This window comes from Glaesserella australis, assembly GCF_003260095.1.
GTDB classification, from domain to species: Bacteria; Pseudomonadota; Gammaproteobacteria; order Enterobacterales; family Pasteurellaceae; genus Glaesserella; species Glaesserella australis.
This window is the reverse complement of record NZ_PTPX01000007.1, coordinates 90967-105413: the sequence shown is the minus strand read 5'-3', so window position 1 is coordinate 105413 and position 14447 is coordinate 90967. Positions and strand designations below refer to the sequence as shown.

Annotated in this window: 17 protein-coding genes and 1 pseudogene; 11 read left to right on the top strand and 7 right to left on the bottom strand. The window is 40.2% G+C overall.

What is annotated here, in order from left to right; genetic code table 11:
* Positions 1-153: 153 nt before the first annotated feature.
* The 3 genes from C5N92_RS03810 to mnmA are packed head-to-tail and all read left to right on the top strand — an operon-like array spanning position 154 to position 2639.
* The gene (locus C5N92_RS03810) at positions 154-1221 is read left to right on the top strand and encodes an FAD:protein FMN transferase (protein WP_111749535.1); all 1068 of its coding nucleotides are present in this window, start codon (positions 154-156) and stop codon (positions 1219-1221) included.
* A gap of 8 nt (positions 1222-1229) precedes the next feature.
* Positions 1230-1484, top strand: a complete 255-nt coding sequence (gene nqrM / locus C5N92_RS03805) for a (Na+)-NQR maturation NqrM (protein ID WP_111749534.1) — start codon at positions 1230-1232, stop codon at positions 1482-1484.
* 3 nt (positions 1485-1487) lie between these two features.
* Entirely contained in the window at positions 1488-2639 is a 1152-nt protein-coding gene (gene mnmA, locus C5N92_RS03800; protein ID WP_111749622.1) for a tRNA 2-thiouridine(34) synthase MnmA, read from the top strand.
* Between the two features lie 48 nt (positions 2640-2687).
* Here mnmA and pfkA read toward each other — a convergent pair whose 3' ends face one another.
* The 4 genes from pfkA to C5N92_RS03780 all read right to left on the bottom strand — a co-directional run bounded on the left by pfkA (position 2688) and on the right by C5N92_RS03780 (position 7032).
* Complete coding sequence (gene pfkA, locus C5N92_RS03795) at positions 2688-3653, bottom strand: 6-phosphofructokinase (protein ID WP_111749533.1); 966 nt, start codon at positions 3651-3653, stop codon at positions 2688-2690.
* 129 nt (positions 3654-3782) lie between these two features.
* Entirely contained in the window at positions 3783-4979 is a 1197-nt protein-coding gene (locus C5N92_RS03790; RefSeq protein ID WP_111749532.1) for an aminotransferase class V-fold PLP-dependent enzyme, read from the bottom strand.
* Positions 4976-5647, bottom strand: coding sequence for a thermonuclease family protein (locus C5N92_RS03785; RefSeq protein WP_111749531.1), 672 nt, complete (start codon positions 5645-5647; stop codon positions 4976-4978). The genes C5N92_RS03790 and C5N92_RS03785 overlap by 4 nt, the downstream gene beginning before the upstream one ends.
* A gap of 65 nt (positions 5648-5712) precedes the next feature.
* Positions 5713-7032: an MFS transporter gene (locus C5N92_RS03780; protein WP_111749530.1), complete on the bottom strand. Its 1320-nt coding sequence runs from the start codon at positions 7030-7032 to the stop codon at positions 5713-5715.
* Between the two features lie 393 nt (positions 7033-7425).
* Here C5N92_RS03780 and rpsF point away from each other — a divergent pair, with 393 nt between their 5' ends.
* The 4 genes and pseudogenes from rpsF to rplI all read left to right on the top strand — a co-directional run bounded on the left by rpsF (position 7426) and on the right by rplI (position 8823).
* Complete coding sequence (rpsF, locus tag C5N92_RS03775; RefSeq protein WP_035492165.1) at positions 7426-7803, top strand: 30S ribosomal protein S6; 378 nt, start codon at positions 7426-7428, stop codon at positions 7801-7803.
* A pseudogene (priB, locus tag C5N92_RS03770) lies at positions 7790-8153 on the top strand (primosomal replication protein N). Before rpsF ends, priB begins: the two are co-directional and overlap by 14 nt.
* A complete protein-coding gene (gene rpsR, locus C5N92_RS03765; RefSeq protein WP_005598105.1) occupies positions 8128-8355 on the top strand; it encodes a 30S ribosomal protein S18 in 228 nt (75 codons plus the stop codon). The pseudogene priB and the gene rpsR overlap by 26 nt, the downstream one beginning before the upstream one ends.
* Before the next feature lie 18 nt (positions 8356-8373).
* Positions 8374-8823, top strand: coding sequence for a 50S ribosomal protein L9 (rplI, locus tag C5N92_RS03760; RefSeq protein WP_111749528.1), 450 nt, complete (start codon positions 8374-8376; stop codon positions 8821-8823).
* A 144-nt stretch (positions 8824-8967) separates the two neighbouring features.
* Here rplI and lolE read toward each other — a convergent pair whose 3' ends face one another.
* Positions 8968-10218, bottom strand: coding sequence for a lipoprotein-releasing ABC transporter permease subunit LolE (lolE, locus tag C5N92_RS03755; protein ID WP_111749527.1), 1251 nt, complete (start codon positions 10216-10218; stop codon positions 8968-8970).
* Positions 10218-10904, bottom strand: a complete 687-nt coding sequence (gene lolD, locus C5N92_RS03750; RefSeq protein WP_111749526.1) for a lipoprotein-releasing ABC transporter ATP-binding protein LolD — start codon at positions 10902-10904, stop codon at positions 10218-10220. Before lolD ends, lolE begins: the two co-directional genes overlap by 1 nt.
* Positions 10905-11022: 118 nt before the next feature.
* Between lolD and C5N92_RS03745 the strand changes: the two genes are divergently transcribed.
* The 3 genes from C5N92_RS03745 (at position 11023) to eno (ending at position 13258) form a co-directional block, all read left to right on the top strand.
* Positions 11023-11361 carry a carboxymuconolactone decarboxylase family protein gene (locus C5N92_RS03745; RefSeq protein WP_111749525.1) on the top strand — a complete coding sequence of 113 codons (339 nt, stop codon included), beginning with the start codon at positions 11023-11025 and terminating at the stop codon, positions 11359-11361.
* Complete coding sequence (locus tag C5N92_RS03740; RefSeq protein ID WP_111749524.1) at positions 11361-11732, top strand: rhodanese-like domain-containing protein; 372 nt, start codon at positions 11361-11363, stop codon at positions 11730-11732. The genes C5N92_RS03745 and C5N92_RS03740 overlap by 1 nt, the downstream gene beginning before the upstream one ends.
* 215 nt (positions 11733-11947) lie before the next feature.
* The gene (gene eno / locus C5N92_RS03735) at positions 11948-13258 is read left to right on the top strand and encodes a phosphopyruvate hydratase (RefSeq protein WP_111749523.1); all 1311 of its coding nucleotides are present in this window, start codon (positions 11948-11950) and stop codon (positions 13256-13258) included.
* A 65-nt stretch (positions 13259-13323) separates the two neighbouring features.
* On the opposite strand, the gene C5N92_RS03730 is transcribed toward eno, so the two are convergent.
* Positions 13324-13665: a helix-turn-helix domain-containing protein gene (locus tag C5N92_RS03730; protein WP_111749522.1), complete on the bottom strand. Its 342-nt coding sequence runs from the start codon at positions 13663-13665 to the stop codon at positions 13324-13326.
* Positions 13666-13819: 154 nt separating this feature from the next.
* Between C5N92_RS03730 and C5N92_RS03725 the strand changes: the two genes are divergently transcribed.
* Positions 13820-14425 carry a transferrin-binding protein-like solute binding protein gene (locus tag C5N92_RS03725; protein ID WP_111749521.1) on the top strand — a complete coding sequence of 202 codons (606 nt, stop codon included), beginning with the start codon at positions 13820-13822 and terminating at the stop codon, positions 14423-14425.
* Positions 14426-14447 lie beyond the last annotated feature (22 nt).

Below are 14447 nucleotides of genomic sequence, written 5' to 3'. Positions count from 1 at the left end.
GGGATTTAATCTCTACTCTAGATATGTGTAACTGCGAAATAAAACAGAAAACTTTGAAAAAGTGACCGCTTGTAAAAATGAGTAATGGAAAATGGACAGGGATGTCATATCTTGTCCATTTTCCATTATTAATTATCTGTTTTGGGAGAATGTATGAAAATCAAAACGTTACTAATGTGGTTAATATCAGGAGTATTAGCTATTACATTATCAGCATGTAATAAAGAACCACAGCAAATTGCCTTTGAAGGGAAAACAATGGGGACAACCTATCATATTAAGTATATTGATGATGGTAGTGTTGATAATCTTGTTTCACCAGAAGAAGTTCAGCAACAGATAGAATCATTATTGAAAATGGTAAATAATGAAATGTCTACTTATCAGAAAAACTCACAGATTACAGAATTTAATAATTCTCGACAAACGGATGTTCCATTTTCTATTTCAAGAGACTTTGCTATTGTTGTTGAAGAAACGATTCGTTTAAATAAAGTAACGGATGGAGCTTTAGATGTTACTGTTGGTCCACTTGTAAATCTTTGGGGATTTGGTCCAGATAAACGATTGAATAAGGAACCAACAGCAGAACAAATTGCAGAGAAGGCTAAATCTATAGGGATTGAAAAGATTTCTGTTACTTTAGACAATAGAGAGAATAAAAATAGTAAAGGATTATTAGTAAAGAAAGATCCAATGCTCTATTTAGATCTCTCTTCTATTGCTAAAGGATTTGGTGTAGATAAATTATCTGAATACCTTGAACAATTGGGTTTACAACACTATCTAGTTGAAATTGGTGGTGAATTACGTGGTAAAGGTAATAATCTGCAAGGAAAGCCTTGGCGTATTGCAATTGAGAGACCTGAATTGGTTCAAGGTAGTGCAAGTCAAATCACGGTTCCTTTACACAATTTAGGTATGGCAACATCAGGTAATTACCGCAACTACTTTGAAGATGAAAAAGGCAATCGCCTTTCTCATATTATTGATCCAAAAACGTTGCGCCCTATTACTCATAATTTAGCATCAATAACTGTTTTTGCTCCATCAACAATGACCGCTGATGGGCTCTCAACAGGATTATATGTACTCGGTGCAGAGAGAGCGTTAGAAATTGCGGAACGTGAGAATTTAGCTATTTTCTTAATCATCAGAAATGGTGAAGGCTTTGATACTAAAATGTCGAGTGCCTTTGAAAAATTAATTAATCAACAATAGGATAAAAAATGGAAACGATTTTACTGACTTTTGGCTTCTTAGTTGCCATTATTTTTTTAATGTCAATTGGTTTTATCGTTAAAGGAAAAACATTGAAAGGAAGTTGTGGTGGTATTACCGCTTTAGGTATGAAGAAAGCTTGTGACTGTGATGAGCCTTGTGACAATTTACAAAAGAAATTGGATGCGGGTGATGAAGCAGCAAAAGCTGAATATGAAGAAAAATTTGCGAAAAAATCAGCGCAGTTTTACGAAGTGAAATAAATGATGATTTCAAAAACTTACCAACAACATTTTCCGACATTAACATCAGAACAGCTTGCTGAAAATAGTAAGAAGAAGGTCATCTGTGGTATGTCTGGAGGAGTGGATTCTTCCGTTTCTGCCTTTATTCTTCAACAACAAGGCTATCAAGTCGAAGGCTTGTTTATGAAGAATTGGGAAGAAGATGATGATACCGATTATTGTACGGCAGCGGCAGACTTGGCGGATGCTCAGGCGGTGTGCGATAAATTAGGCATTAAACTGCATAAAATCAACTTTGCGGCAGAGTACTGGGATAACGTCTTTGAACATTTTCTTGCTGAATATAAAGCAGGGCGCACGCCAAACCCGGATATTTTGTGCAACAAAGAAATTAAATTTAAAGCCTTTTTGGAGTATGCTGCCGAAGATTTAGGAGCTGATTTTATTGCTACAGGACATTATGTCCGCCGTCCACCACTCAATGAACAGCCAAAGTTATTACGTGGTTTAGACAGCAATAAAGATCAGAGCTACTTCCTTTATACCTTAAGCGAACAACAAGTTGCTCAAAGCCTGTTCCCTGTAGGTGATATTGAAAAGCCAGTTGTACGAGCAATTGCCGAAGATCTTGGCTTGGCGACTGCAAAGAAAAAAGACTCAACAGGAATTTGTTTTATCGGTGAACGTAAATTCAAAGATTTCTTGGCTCGCTATCTTCCTGCACAAGCAGGTGAAATTAAAACGGTTGATGGACAAGTGATCGGTCGCCACGATGGTTTAATGTATCATACTCTTGGACAACGTAAAGGCTTAGGCATCGGTGGTGTTAAAGGGGCAAACGAGAATGCGTGGTATGTGGTAGAAAAAGATCTCGTGAATAATGTTCTGATTGTGGCACAGGGGCAAGATAATTCTGCGTTACTTTCAAGCGGTCTGATTGCTAGCCAACTTCACTGGGTTGATCGCCAGCCGATCCGAGAACCACTACGCTGTACGGTGAAGACTCGCTATCGTCAAGCAGATATTAATTGTGTGATTGAACCGATTAATGATGAAACGATTCGTGTCATTTTTGATGAACCACAAATTGCCGTGACCCCAGGGCAATCCGCCGTATTCTATCAAGGAGAAGTTTGCTTAGGTGGTGGAATCATTGAAGAACAACTAAAATAGCTTTTTCCACATAGAAAAAACGCCGATTTTTATCGGCGTTTTTGCTTTCTAGAACAATTTACGAGATGTCTCAAAGAGTTCTTCTTTGAATGGACGACGCATATTAGTAATTGCATCGATAATGTCGTGGTGTACTAATTTCTCATTTTGAATACCAACACAACGACCACCATAGCCTTGTTTTAATAATTCAACCGCATAAACGCCCATACGCGATGCAAGAATGCGGTCAAACGCACAAGGTGCACCACCACGTTGAGTATGACCTAATACTGCTGCGCGTGTTTCGTGACCAAAGCGCTCTTCAATTTCTTTAGCAAGTTGGTGAACATCTGTCATTAATTCAGTAATTGCAATGATCGCGTGGCGTTTACCTTTATTAAATCCATCTTCAATATTACGCATAAGAGACTCTTTATCAAAGCCTTTCTCAGGGATAACAATATATTCACAACCACCTGCTAATGCTGCGCTTAAGGTTAAATCACCACAGTGACGTCCCATGATCTCAACGATAGAAATTCGTTGGTGAGAAGTTGAAGTATCACGTAAGCGGTCAATTGCTTCTAAGGCAGTTTCAAGTGCAGTTTGGAAGCCGATTGTGTAATCTGTTCCAGCCACATCGTTATCAATCGTGCCAGGTAAACCAATACATGCGATACCATGCTCTTCGGTCAATAATTTAGCGCCCATATAAGAGCCATCACCACCGATTACGACTAATGCATCGATTTCATATTTTCTTAATGTTTCAACGCATTTTGCGCGAACTTCAGGATTTTTAAATTCAGGGAAACGGGCAGAACCTAAAAATGTACCACCACGATTGATCACTTCAGAAACTGAACGGCGTTCAAGCTTAATGATACGGTCATGATATAAGCCATAGTAACCATCTTGGATACCATAAACTTCAAATCCTTCGCTTAAACCTGCTCGAACTACACCACGAATTGCGGCATTCATACCAGGTGCATCACCACCACTCGTTAAAACTGCGATTTTTTTTACCATATTAAATACCTATAACGAAATAATTAAATTTTTTAAATAAATTGAAAAACGATGCGCAGATTACCTTATAACGCCTTTACGTTCTAGCGAAAAATAAGGAAATTTACGTTTTTTTGATCTAAATAGAGATTAATTTTCCAAAATATCTAATGCAAAATCGAGCGCTTGAAAAAAGCCATCCAAATCTTGCAATGTATTGTAATGTGCCAAAGAAATGCGGAGTGTTCCTTGCTTATCTAAGTAACGTAAATAAGGTTTAGCACAATGCTCGCCACTGCGTAGCGCAATGTTTTGTTCAGTTAAAATCGTAGCGACATCCGCATGATGTTGATTGTTAAAAATAAAACTGATCGTGGGGCTTTTACTGTTTTTTGCCAAAATTTGCAAATTCTTATAAGAAAGTAACCGCTTACGAGCATACTCTGTAAGCTGATAAAGCGATTGGTTTAATGCGGAAAAATCCCATTTTTCAAGCCATGCTAATACTTCACCAAAGGCAATAATCCCTGCAATATTTGGCGTACCTGCTTCTAAGCGATAAGGCAATTCAGCCAATGTGAGCTGTTGCTCGGTAATATCTTGTAGCATTTTACCGCCAAAGAACAGCGGGCGAAGTTGCTCAAGGCTTTCAAGCTTTCCCATTAAAACGCCAACGCCTGTTGGACCATACATTTTATGGGCAGAAAATGCATAAAAATCAGCATCAAGTTTTTGGACATCAACCTGCTCCGAACAAACAGCTTGGGCAATATCAAGCACAATTTTAGCCGAACAATATTGGCGAACCAACGGAATTAACGCTTCTACAGGCTGGCGCACTCCGCTCACATTAGACACGAGATTAAACGCCACAATTTTCGTCCGTTCAGATAACGCATTTTGTAGCGTTTTTGTATCAAGCTGATAATCGTCGTTAAGCGGTAAAACGATGAGCTTGGCTTGCTTACGTTCAGCCAGCTGTTGCCATGGAATAAAGTTAGCATGATGTTCAGCTACCGAAATCACAATTTCATCACCCGCTTGAATATTTTCAGCCAAACCATTTGCGACAAGATTGAGTGAGTGTGTTGTGCCGCTTGTCCAAATAACCGCATTTTTACTTTCCACATTAAAGCGTTTGGCGACAAGCTCTCGGGCTAATTCATAGCGTTGCGTTTGGGCAAAATCATATTGGCTACGATGAACAGAGCCAGAAGAGCGGTAAAAATTCACGCTACTGTCGATTAACACTTGTGGCTTTAAAGTGGTTGCCGCTGAGTCTAAATAACGCCATTCAGGATTTTCTGTAAAAAAAGGAAAATGGGCGCGAAATTCATGGTTAATCATCGTTTTTGTTCCTTTCGATAAAGTTTGTTACAAGGAATGCCGTCGTTATTTCCGTCCAGTTCTTTCCAACCACATTGCTGAAAATAACGTTTTGCAGTTTCATAATCCGCTATTTTATTACAACTTAATTTGACATTGCAGTTCATGGTTACAAGCGGTCGGTTTTGTGGAAAATTTTGCAAATTTTTATCGGAATCTGACCGCTTGATCGCTCTCCAATCGGCAGGATTGATTGGATGTTTATCTTGCCACAAGCCGATATGTTGTTGTTTAGCGATAGCTTGTGCTTGTTCATAGATCGGCTGTGTTTGTCTATATGCCCAAGCCATACCTTGCTGAACTTGGCGTAAATTGATGTTATTGCCTTGTAGATCATAAGCCACTGCAAGTAAACGCTGATATTTGTCATAACCTGAAATTTCTAGTGTTATGTTTTTTTTAAAAGCAAGAACCGCAAGGGACTGTTTGGCTTTATTACCAAAAGCTTGGGCTGATTCTGGCGCATCAATATGTTGTAAGCGGACTTTTAGCTGGGTTCGGTTATAAAGGCAAGTTAGCGTGTCGCCATCAGAAATACCAATGACTTTGCACTGCAAATGGCGAAGTGGTGCAGCGTTTAGTGAAAAGCTCAAGAATACAAAAAGTAGCGAAAGTAGAATGTTACGCATATTTTCCCAACACAATAAAAAAGCCCTATTCTAGAGAAAATAGGGCTTAAGGGAAATATTTAAGTTTACACTTCCGTTAAATCTAAGTTTTTGGTTTCTTTAGATGCAAAGAGTGCAATTAAGGTGATGACCGCATTGATAGCAAGGTACACGCCCACGCCAATCAATCCATAAGCAGCATTGATTTTAATCGCAAAGGTGGCTGCAATAGTTGCACCGACAATAGAAGCAAAGTTATACGCAAGGGACGCACCTGAGTAACGCACTTCTGTTGGGAACAATTCAGGCAATAATGCTGCCATTGGACCGAAGGTCATTCCCATAAAAATCATACCAACAACAAGGAACGCAAATACCGTCATTGGCGTGCCATTTTGTAAGAAGAATGGCATTAATAAACCGAAAATACCGATACCTGTAGTAACATAAATCAACCATTTACGGCGACCAATTTTATCTGCATAGATCCCTGAAATACTCACAAAAATACCAAAGATAATCGCGCTTAATAAGAGCAAGCCCGTAAAGGTATTTGACGGAATACCTAGCCCCATTGGGTGACCTGCTGGCGAAAGGGTTGGTGCACTTTTTGAGTAGATTTGGGCAAAGGCTGTCATGATGTAGAACAACACATAAGTTGCGGTCATGATGAATGTACCGATAATCAATGGTTTTAAGTGATGTTTAAATACTTCACTCACAGGTGCAGCGTGTTTTTTACCTTTTGCTTCAGCTTCTTTGAATACATGGCTTTCATGTAAGCTTAAACGAACATATAAACCAACCGCAACTAATACGATAGATGAAATAAACGGAATACGCCACGCCCATTCAACAAGGGCATCTGCACCAAAGAAGTAGCTTACTAAGAAGAAAGATGAGTTGGCTAAGAACAAGCCGATTGGTGCACCTAATTGTGGGAATGTACCGTACCAAGCACGTTTGCCGTCTGGTGCATTTTCAGTGGCAACTAACGCCGCACCGCCCCATTCGCCACCTAAGCCGATACCTTGTCCGATACGACATACGCAGAGCAAAATGGTCGCCCAAATACCGATACTTTCATAGTTTGGAAGTAAGCCGATAGTGACCGTTGAGCCGCCCATTAATAAGAGTGAAGCGACAAGGGTTTTTTTACGTCCGATTTTATCGCCAAAGTGTCCGAAAAGTGCAGAACCAATCGGGCGAGCGAAGAACGCTAACGCAAGAGTTGAAAGAGAAAGCAATTCATTTGAAACAGGGTCATCGCTGTTAAAGAATTGTGTATTAAAAACCAATACCGCAGCAGCGGCGTAGATGTAGTAATCGAAAAATTCGATTGCAGTGCCGATCATCGCTGCAATCGCCACTTTACGTGGGTCGTTTCTTAAAGTATGTACTGCCATTTTGAAAAATCCAAAGGTATCCGAAAAAGAGCTTGTACATTATCATGTTAAAAAAAACAAAACAACACTATGTTTAGTATTAAAATCTGTGTTAATTTATATAAAAGCCATTTTTTGTCTCTTTAAAAGAATATTGCGCTAAATTTATTATTAATTTAGTTTTTTATACTGCTTTTAATTAAGAAGTGAAATAGAAAATTTTTATCAATTTTCATAAATTAAATGGTAGGATTTTCTAAAAATTTTAGCGCGTATTACTGTTAGTCTATTTTCTTCTTGTATAAATTTTATTTCTCCGTATAATACGCATCTTCAGTCACATCCGTTTTTAATCCTTGCTTCCAACGCTGGTGACTGGCAATCTTGGAGGCTGTTAACCCGTAAGGATCGACAATGCGTCACTACGAAATCGTTTTTATGGTTCACCCGGACCAAAGCGAACAAGTACCTGGTATGATCGAGCGTTATACCGCTTCTGTTAAAGAAGCAGGCGGTCAAGTTCATCGCTTAGAAGATTGGGGTCGTCGTCAATTAGCATACCCAATCAACAAACTTCACAAAGCACACTATGTGTTAATGAATGTAGAAGCTCCACAAAACGTAATCGATGAGTTAGAAACTAACTTCCGTTACAACGATGCTGTTCTTCGTAGCTTAGTGTTACACACTAAAGCAGCGGTAACAGAAGCATCACCAATGCTTAAAGCAAAAGATGAGCGTAAAGCTCCAGAAGCTTTAGTAGAAGTTGAAGCTGAGGATGCAGACGAGTAATTCGTCTATTGATAATTGTTTAATCCTAAGCGGCACGATTGCCACAGCGATTAAACAAAGCCTAAGCCCGATAGGTATTCCAACTTACTCTTTTTATTTAGAACATCGTTCAAGCCAAAAAGAAGTGAATTTAGAACGCCAAGCGTGGTGCAAAATCCAAGTGATTTTGGCAGGCAATCAATTTAGTTTAATAACCCAACAAATGAAGGTCGGTGGCAAAGTTCGAGTAGCTGGTTTTATCCATACTCACAAAGACTATAACGGTTTAAATCAATTAGTCTTGCACACCGAACAGATTGAATTTATAGATTAGGAGAAGCCAAAATGGCACGTTATTTCCGTCGTCGTAAGTTCTGCCGTTTCACCGCGGAAAATGTTGTTGAAATCGATTACAAAGATATCGCTACATTAAAGAACTATATTTCAGAAAGCGGCAAGATTGTTCCAAGCCGTATCACAGGTACTCGTGCGAAGTATCAACGTCAATTAGCTCGTGCAATCAAACGCGCTCGCTACCTTGCGTTACTTCCATACACTGACAACCATCAGTAATTAGAGAGGAAGAGTACAATGCAAGTTATTTTATTAGACAAAGTTGCTCAACTTGGTACCGTTGGTGACCAAGTAACTGTTAAAGCAGGTTTTGCTCGTAACTTCTTAATCCCACAAGGTAAAGCAGTGATGGCAACCGCAGCAAACATTGCTCATTTCGAAGCTCGTCGTGCAGAATTAGAAGCGAAAGCAGCAGATGCATTAGCAGCAGCACAAGCTCGTGCAGCAGCAGTTGCAAACCTTGCAGCAATCGTTATCACTTCAAAAGCAGGTGATGATGGTCGTTTATTCGGTTCTGTAGGTGCACGTGATATCGCTGAAGCAGTATCTGCAGCAGGCGTTGCAGTAACTAAGGCTGAAGTTCGTTTATCAGAAGGTGCTTTACGTACTACTGGCGAACACGAAGTGAAATTACACTTACACGCTGAAGTAAATGCAGTTGTTACGATTAACGTAGTTTCTGAATAATTTACGAGAAAATAAAAAATCCCTAGCTTTTGCTAGGGATTTTTTTATATAAAAATAGTTGGTAAGTGTTATAAGAAATAATAATCTCCTAGCAGTTCTTGCGAGTCTTATGCAACAACTGCTATATAATATTGCTTGTTTTCATTAATGCCCACTCAACACTTTCGCCGGTTCTAATTTTGACGCTCGAATTGCAGGGTATAAACTTGCCACTAAACTTAATACGACCGTAGCGAGCAAGACCCAAACAATATCAAGCCAGTGAATTTCGCTTGGTAGGAAGTCAATAAAATAGACGCCGTCTGAGAGTAGTTTCATTCCAATGATGCCTTCAAACCATTTGATGATAGAGGTGAGATTTATGGCGGTGATTACGCCTAAAATCACGCCGAACAATGCCCCTTTCATTCCTGAAATCAAGCCGTACCAAAGGAAAATTTGCTGAATAAAGCGGTTGTTTGCCCCGAGTGTTCGCTGAATAGCGATATCGCCCTGTTTATCTTTGACTGCCATTATGAGTGTCGAAATGATATTAAAACAAGCCACTCCAATCACCAGCACCATGGCGATATACATCACAGTGCGGATTAGCTGAATATCGTTGTACATATAGCCAAACTTATCGATCCACGTTTGCATATAAAGTTGTTGTGGATATGTAGCGAGTTCAGGAAAGGTAAGATTTCTTACTTGAAACGGTTGTTTTACCGCCAGTTCTACACCGCTGTACTCACTCGGCTTGAGCTCCAATAACTCTTGAGCTTTGGCAATCGGCACTAGGGCGTAGCTGTGGTCGAGCTGTCCGTCTAGGCGTAAAATCCCTGTTATCGTTAAACTAAAACGCAACGGCTGCGCCAATTTGCCGTCGTCTGTAGGTTGTGGCAGTAGCAAGGTGACTTCATCGCCAACGCTAATGTCTAAATCTCGTGCAATCCCCGCCCCTAAAATTAAACCGCCTTCTTGTTTGAAGGCTTGCCACTGCTCACTAGGGATAAATTGAACCAGTTTGCTCACCTGTTCCTGTTTATCGGGATCAATGCCTCTCACCTGTGCGATTTTAAGTTGCGTACCGTTTTCAATCAGCCCTGTAAAGCTCACAAAAGGCGACAAAGCGGTCACATTTGGGTTCTGTTTTACCAATGTTTCCAGCTTTTCACCCTGTTGAATGGTAGCCGATTTGTTTTCGCTATACGCCATAATTTCAGCGTGGGGAACCACCGACAGCACACGTTGATTTAGCTCTCGTTCAAAGCCGTTCATCGCACTCAAGCCGATAATCAACACCGCCACACCGAGTGCAATACCGATGCTAGAAAAAAGCGAAATCAGCGACACAAGGCGATTTTTCTGCTTGCCTCGCTGATAACGCCAACTAATAAAAAATGGCGTACTCATCAGTTGCCCTCACGCAAAACGCCGTCTTGCATAATCAAACGGCGGTTTAGTTTATTAGCTAGGTTTAGGTCGTGGGTCACGAGCAAAAAAGCGATCTGCTGTTCTTGGTTTAAACGTTGGATCAGCTCAAAAATGCTTTCAGTGGTTTTCTGGTCAAGGTTGCCCGTTGGTTCATCGGCAAGGACTAACGCAGGGTTGTTCACCAACGCACGAGCTATCGCCACACGCTGACGCTCACCACCCGACAAGGCAGACGGACGATGTGTAATGCGATGCCCTAATCCGACCGCTTGCAACATTTTTTCAGCACGATCTTTGGCTTCGCTTTTGTTCTGTTGCCCGATTAACATCGGCATCATCACATTTTCCAACGCCGAAAAATCTGCCATTAAGTGATGAAATTGATAAACAAATCCGAGATGTTGATTTCTAAGTTTAGCAAGGGCGTTGTTGCTCAATTTTTGTAAGGATTGCCCTTTGATAAACACCTCGCCTTCACTTGGTTGATCTAAACCACCAAGGGTATGTAACAAAGTACTTTTGCCCGAACCAGAGCTACCGACGATAGCCACTAGTTCCCCTGTATTCATTGAAAAAGAGACGTTTTTTAACACCTGAGTAGCCGTTTCGCCCTCTTGGTAAAATTTGCTGATATTGGTACAGCACAGAAGTTCGTTAGGGTACATAATTTCTATTTAGTAAGGATTTCTTCGTTTTGATCTTAAACAAAAAACGTGGCAGACGCTACTTGAAAACGTTAAAATTAGAATACTTTATATAACCTACTGATTACAGGAGATTTCTATGTCATTTCAAAATTGGACGGAACATACTGCTCACGTTAAAAAATCATTTGGCGAATTAGGCAAAAAACACCCAAAAATGTTGCAAGCCTATGCCGCTTTAGATCAAGCGGCGGCTGCTGAAGCTTTAGATGAAAAGACCCGCGAGCTAATTGCTATTGCCGTAGCCATTACCACTCGTTGTGAAAGCTGTATCAGTGTTCATGCAGAGAAAGCTGCGAAGGCTGGTGCAACGGAAAGTGAAATCGCAGGGGCATTAGCTACTGCGATTGCTTTAAACGCCGGTGCGGCTTATACCTACGCATTAAGAGCATTAGAAGCGATTGACGAGCAAAAATAATGAAAAAGCTAAGTTATCTAACTTTACTTTTAGGAGCTGTATTGGGTGGGCAACCTGTCTATGCTGAACAGACAATAGCTCAACAAACAAAAGCTCAAACACAATCTCAAAAAGCTCAAGGTATTTGGATTGATGTTCGCAGTGCAGAAGAATATCAATCTGGACATTTACAAGGAGCGTTGAACGTTTCACACGGTGAGATTGCAACGCAAATTGCTAAAATTAGTCCAAATAAAGATGAACCGATTCATTTGTATTGTCGTTCAGGCAGACGTTCTGAGTTGGCGTTAATCGAGCTGAAAAAGTTGGGCTATACTAATGTGACTAATCACGGCGGCTATGCGGAGTTAATCCAGAAAGGGCTTAAATAAGCGGTACGATTTGTCTGAACATTTGCAAAGAAGGCAGTATTTTTCAAATATTGCCTTTTCTTTTTGTATTCCGAGATAAAATGCCTTGTCCGATCAAATAAGCCGTAAATTTCTGTGATGTATGTCACTTTTTTACAAGACAAAACAGAAAAATCCCTTTACTATATGCAAGTTTTTTCAACATTAACTATTAACTCTCATAGAGGATATTAACAATGGCAAAAATCGTTAAAGTAATCGGTCGTGAAATCATTGACTCACGTGGTAACCCAACTGTTGAAGCAGAGGTTCACCTTGAAGGTGGTTTCGTTGGTCTTGCAGCAGCTCCATCTGGTGCATCAACAGGTTCACGCGAAGCGTTAGAATTACGTGACGGCGACAAATCACGTTTCTTAGGTAAAGGCGTGTTAAAAGCTGTTTCTGCAGTAAACAACGAAATTGCTAACGCAATCGTTGGTAAAGATGCGTCTAACCAAGCTGAAATCGACCAAATTATGATCGACTTAGATGGTACAGACAACAAATCTAAATTCGGTGCAAACGCAATTTTAGCGGTCTCTTTAGCAAACGCAAAAGCAGCTGCAGCGTCTAAAGGTTTACCACTTTATGCTCACATTGCAGAACTTAACGGCACACCGGGTGTGTACTCTATGCCATTACCAATGATGAACATCATCAACGGTGGTGAACACGCAGACAACAACGTTGATATCCAAGAATTTATGATTCAACCAGTAGGTGCATCAACCTTAAAAGAAGCACTTCGTATCGGTGCAGAAGTATTCCACAACCTTGCGAAAGTATTAAAAGCGAAAGGCTTAAATACTGCAGTGGGTGACGAAGGTGGTTTCGCACCAAATCTTGCGTCTAACGCAGACGCTTTAGCGTGTATCAAAGAAGCAGTAGAAAAAGCAGGTTATGTGTTAGGTAAAGATGTAACTTTAGCTATGGACTGTGCGTCTTCTGAATTCTACGACAAAGAGCGTAACGTGTACGATATGAAAGGCGAAGGTAAAACTTTCACTTCTCAAGAGTTCACTCACTACCTTGAAGGCTTATGCAAAGAGTACCCAATCGTGTCTATCGAAGATGGTCAAGATGAGTCTGACTGGGAAGGTTTCGCATACCAAACTAAAGTGTTAGGCGACAAAGTACAGTTAGTAGGTGACGACTTATTCGTAACCAATACTAAGATTTTAAGCCGTGGTATCGAAAACGGTATTGCAAACTCAATCTTAATCAAGTTCAACCAAATTGGTTCATTAACTGAAACTTTAGCAGCAATCAAAATGGCTAAAGATGCTGGTTACACCGCTGTGATTTCACACCGTTCTGGTGAAACTGAAGATGCGACTATCGCTGACTTAGCGGTAGGTACAGCAGCAGGTCAAATCAAAACTGGTTCAATGAGCCGTTCTGACCGTGTTGCGAAATACAACCAATTAATTCGTATCGAAGAAGCATTGGCAGCAGCTGGCACACCAGCACCTTTCAACGGTCGTAAAGAAGTGAAAGGTCAAGCGTAATTTGCTTTAGTGAATTAGATTAGATAAAACTGCGACAGAAATGTCGCAGTTTTTTGCTCTTAAATTTATCTCAACGTTTCCAAAAAATAAATAAACGCCCGCTTTTGTTCAACGGACAAATTATCCCATTTTTGATTAAGCTCTATTTCTTTTAAATCCCCTGCCATTAATTCTTCAGGAATGCAATCTTGAAAAAACCAGCTGATCGGTGTTTTAAAAAAGATAGCAATATCAATCAGATGATTCACATTAATTTTACTCGCACCACGTTCATAACGAGAAAGTTGTTGCTGAGATAAATTGATACTTTCCGACAATTTTTCTGCCGAATAACCAAATTCCTTCCTTTTTTGTTGAATGCGTTGCCCAATTAACTTGTCTGTGGCTGCTGCCAATAGCTGTGCCATTTTTTGCCTTTACTTAAATACTCGTTTATTCACATTTTGTCGATTTTTAAGCTTGAAAACAGAGTAATAGGTGAGTAAAATCAATCTTACTTACTCATCTATTAATAATTAGTAAGTAAAAACTTGTCTTTCTACTCATCATAGGGATCTGAAAATGAAAAAATTACTTCTTTCTGCAATTTTAGTTGGATTTTTAACCGCTTGTAGTGGTGGGGGTAGAGGTGGTAGTGGAACCGCAACGACACCAGATAACACAAAAGTGGATTTAGATAACAGTGCTAAAGGCGATATTGGTGCAAAAACCACGGACGGCGAATTATATGGTCAAAATAGTAACGATTCTTTCTACGGAATTTGGATCAACGATGCGAAGACGGTAAAAGAAGTACGTTATCAAGGAACAGCCGCAACCAATTTGCCAAGTGGTACTGCGACTTATTTAGGTGATGCTTACTGGGTAAGTGGCACAACAGGGCAACCAAGTAAGGGTGGTAAAACTACATTAAATGTGGATTTCGACAAAAAAACGGTGGATGGAAAAGTTGAGTTTTCACTACTTTCAGATGGTCGAGCGCAAGATATTACGTTACACCAAACTCAGTTAAACGGTACAGAATTTAGTGGTCGTGCGAGCACTTTGTTACAAGAAGGAACATATCAAGGTGGCTTATTTGGTGATGGTGCAAAAGAAGCGGCTGGTATTGCAACCTTTGATGGCGATCACAGCTATGATACTTCATTTGGCGGTATTCGTTACTAATTTCATTAAGCTGCCTAAAGGG

Bases quoted from the DNA above. Each gene is read 5' to 3' on its own strand.
- C5N92_RS03810 (WP_111749535.1), top strand. From the start codon at position 154: ATGAAAATCAAAACGTTACTAATGTGGTTAATATCAGGAGTATTAGCT.
- nqrM (WP_111749534.1), top strand. From the start codon at position 1,230: ATGGAAACGATTTTACTGACTTTTGGCTTCTTAGTTGCCATTATTTTT.
- mnmA (WP_111749622.1), top strand. From the start codon at position 1,488: ATGATTTCAAAAACTTACCAACAACATTTTCCGACATTAACATCAGAA.
- pfkA (WP_111749533.1), bottom strand. From the start codon at position 3,653: ATGGTAAAAAAAATCGCAGTTTTAACGAGTGGTGGTGATGCACCTGGT.
- C5N92_RS03790 (WP_111749532.1), bottom strand. From the start codon at position 4,979: ATGATTAACCATGAATTTCGCGCCCATTTTCCTTTTTTTACAGAAAAT.
- C5N92_RS03785 (WP_111749531.1), bottom strand. From the start codon at position 5,647: ATGCGTAACATTCTACTTTCGCTACTTTTTGTATTCTTGAGCTTTTCA.
- C5N92_RS03780 (WP_111749530.1), bottom strand. From the start codon at position 7,032: ATGGCAGTACATACTTTAAGAAACGACCCACGTAAAGTGGCGATTGCA.
- rpsF (WP_035492165.1), top strand. From the start codon at position 7,426: ATGCGTCACTACGAAATCGTTTTTATGGTTCACCCGGACCAAAGCGAA.
- rpsR (WP_005598105.1), top strand. From the start codon at position 8,128: ATGGCACGTTATTTCCGTCGTCGTAAGTTCTGCCGTTTCACCGCGGAA.
- rplI (WP_111749528.1), top strand. From the start codon at position 8,374: ATGCAAGTTATTTTATTAGACAAAGTTGCTCAACTTGGTACCGTTGGT.
- lolE (WP_111749527.1), bottom strand. From the start codon at position 10,218: ATGAGTACGCCATTTTTTATTAGTTGGCGTTATCAGCGAGGCAAGCAG.
- lolD (WP_111749526.1), bottom strand. From the start codon at position 10,904: ATGTACCCTAACGAACTTCTGTGCTGTACCAATATCAGCAAATTTTAC.
- C5N92_RS03745 (WP_111749525.1), top strand. From the start codon at position 11,023: ATGTCATTTCAAAATTGGACGGAACATACTGCTCACGTTAAAAAATCA.
- C5N92_RS03740 (WP_111749524.1), top strand. From the start codon at position 11,361: ATGAAAAAGCTAAGTTATCTAACTTTACTTTTAGGAGCTGTATTGGGT.
- eno (WP_111749523.1), top strand. From the start codon at position 11,948: ATGGCAAAAATCGTTAAAGTAATCGGTCGTGAAATCATTGACTCACGT.
- C5N92_RS03730 (WP_111749522.1), bottom strand. From the start codon at position 13,665: ATGGCACAGCTATTGGCAGCAGCCACAGACAAGTTAATTGGGCAACGC.
- C5N92_RS03725 (WP_111749521.1), top strand. From the start codon at position 13,820: ATGAAAAAATTACTTCTTTCTGCAATTTTAGTTGGATTTTTAACCGCT.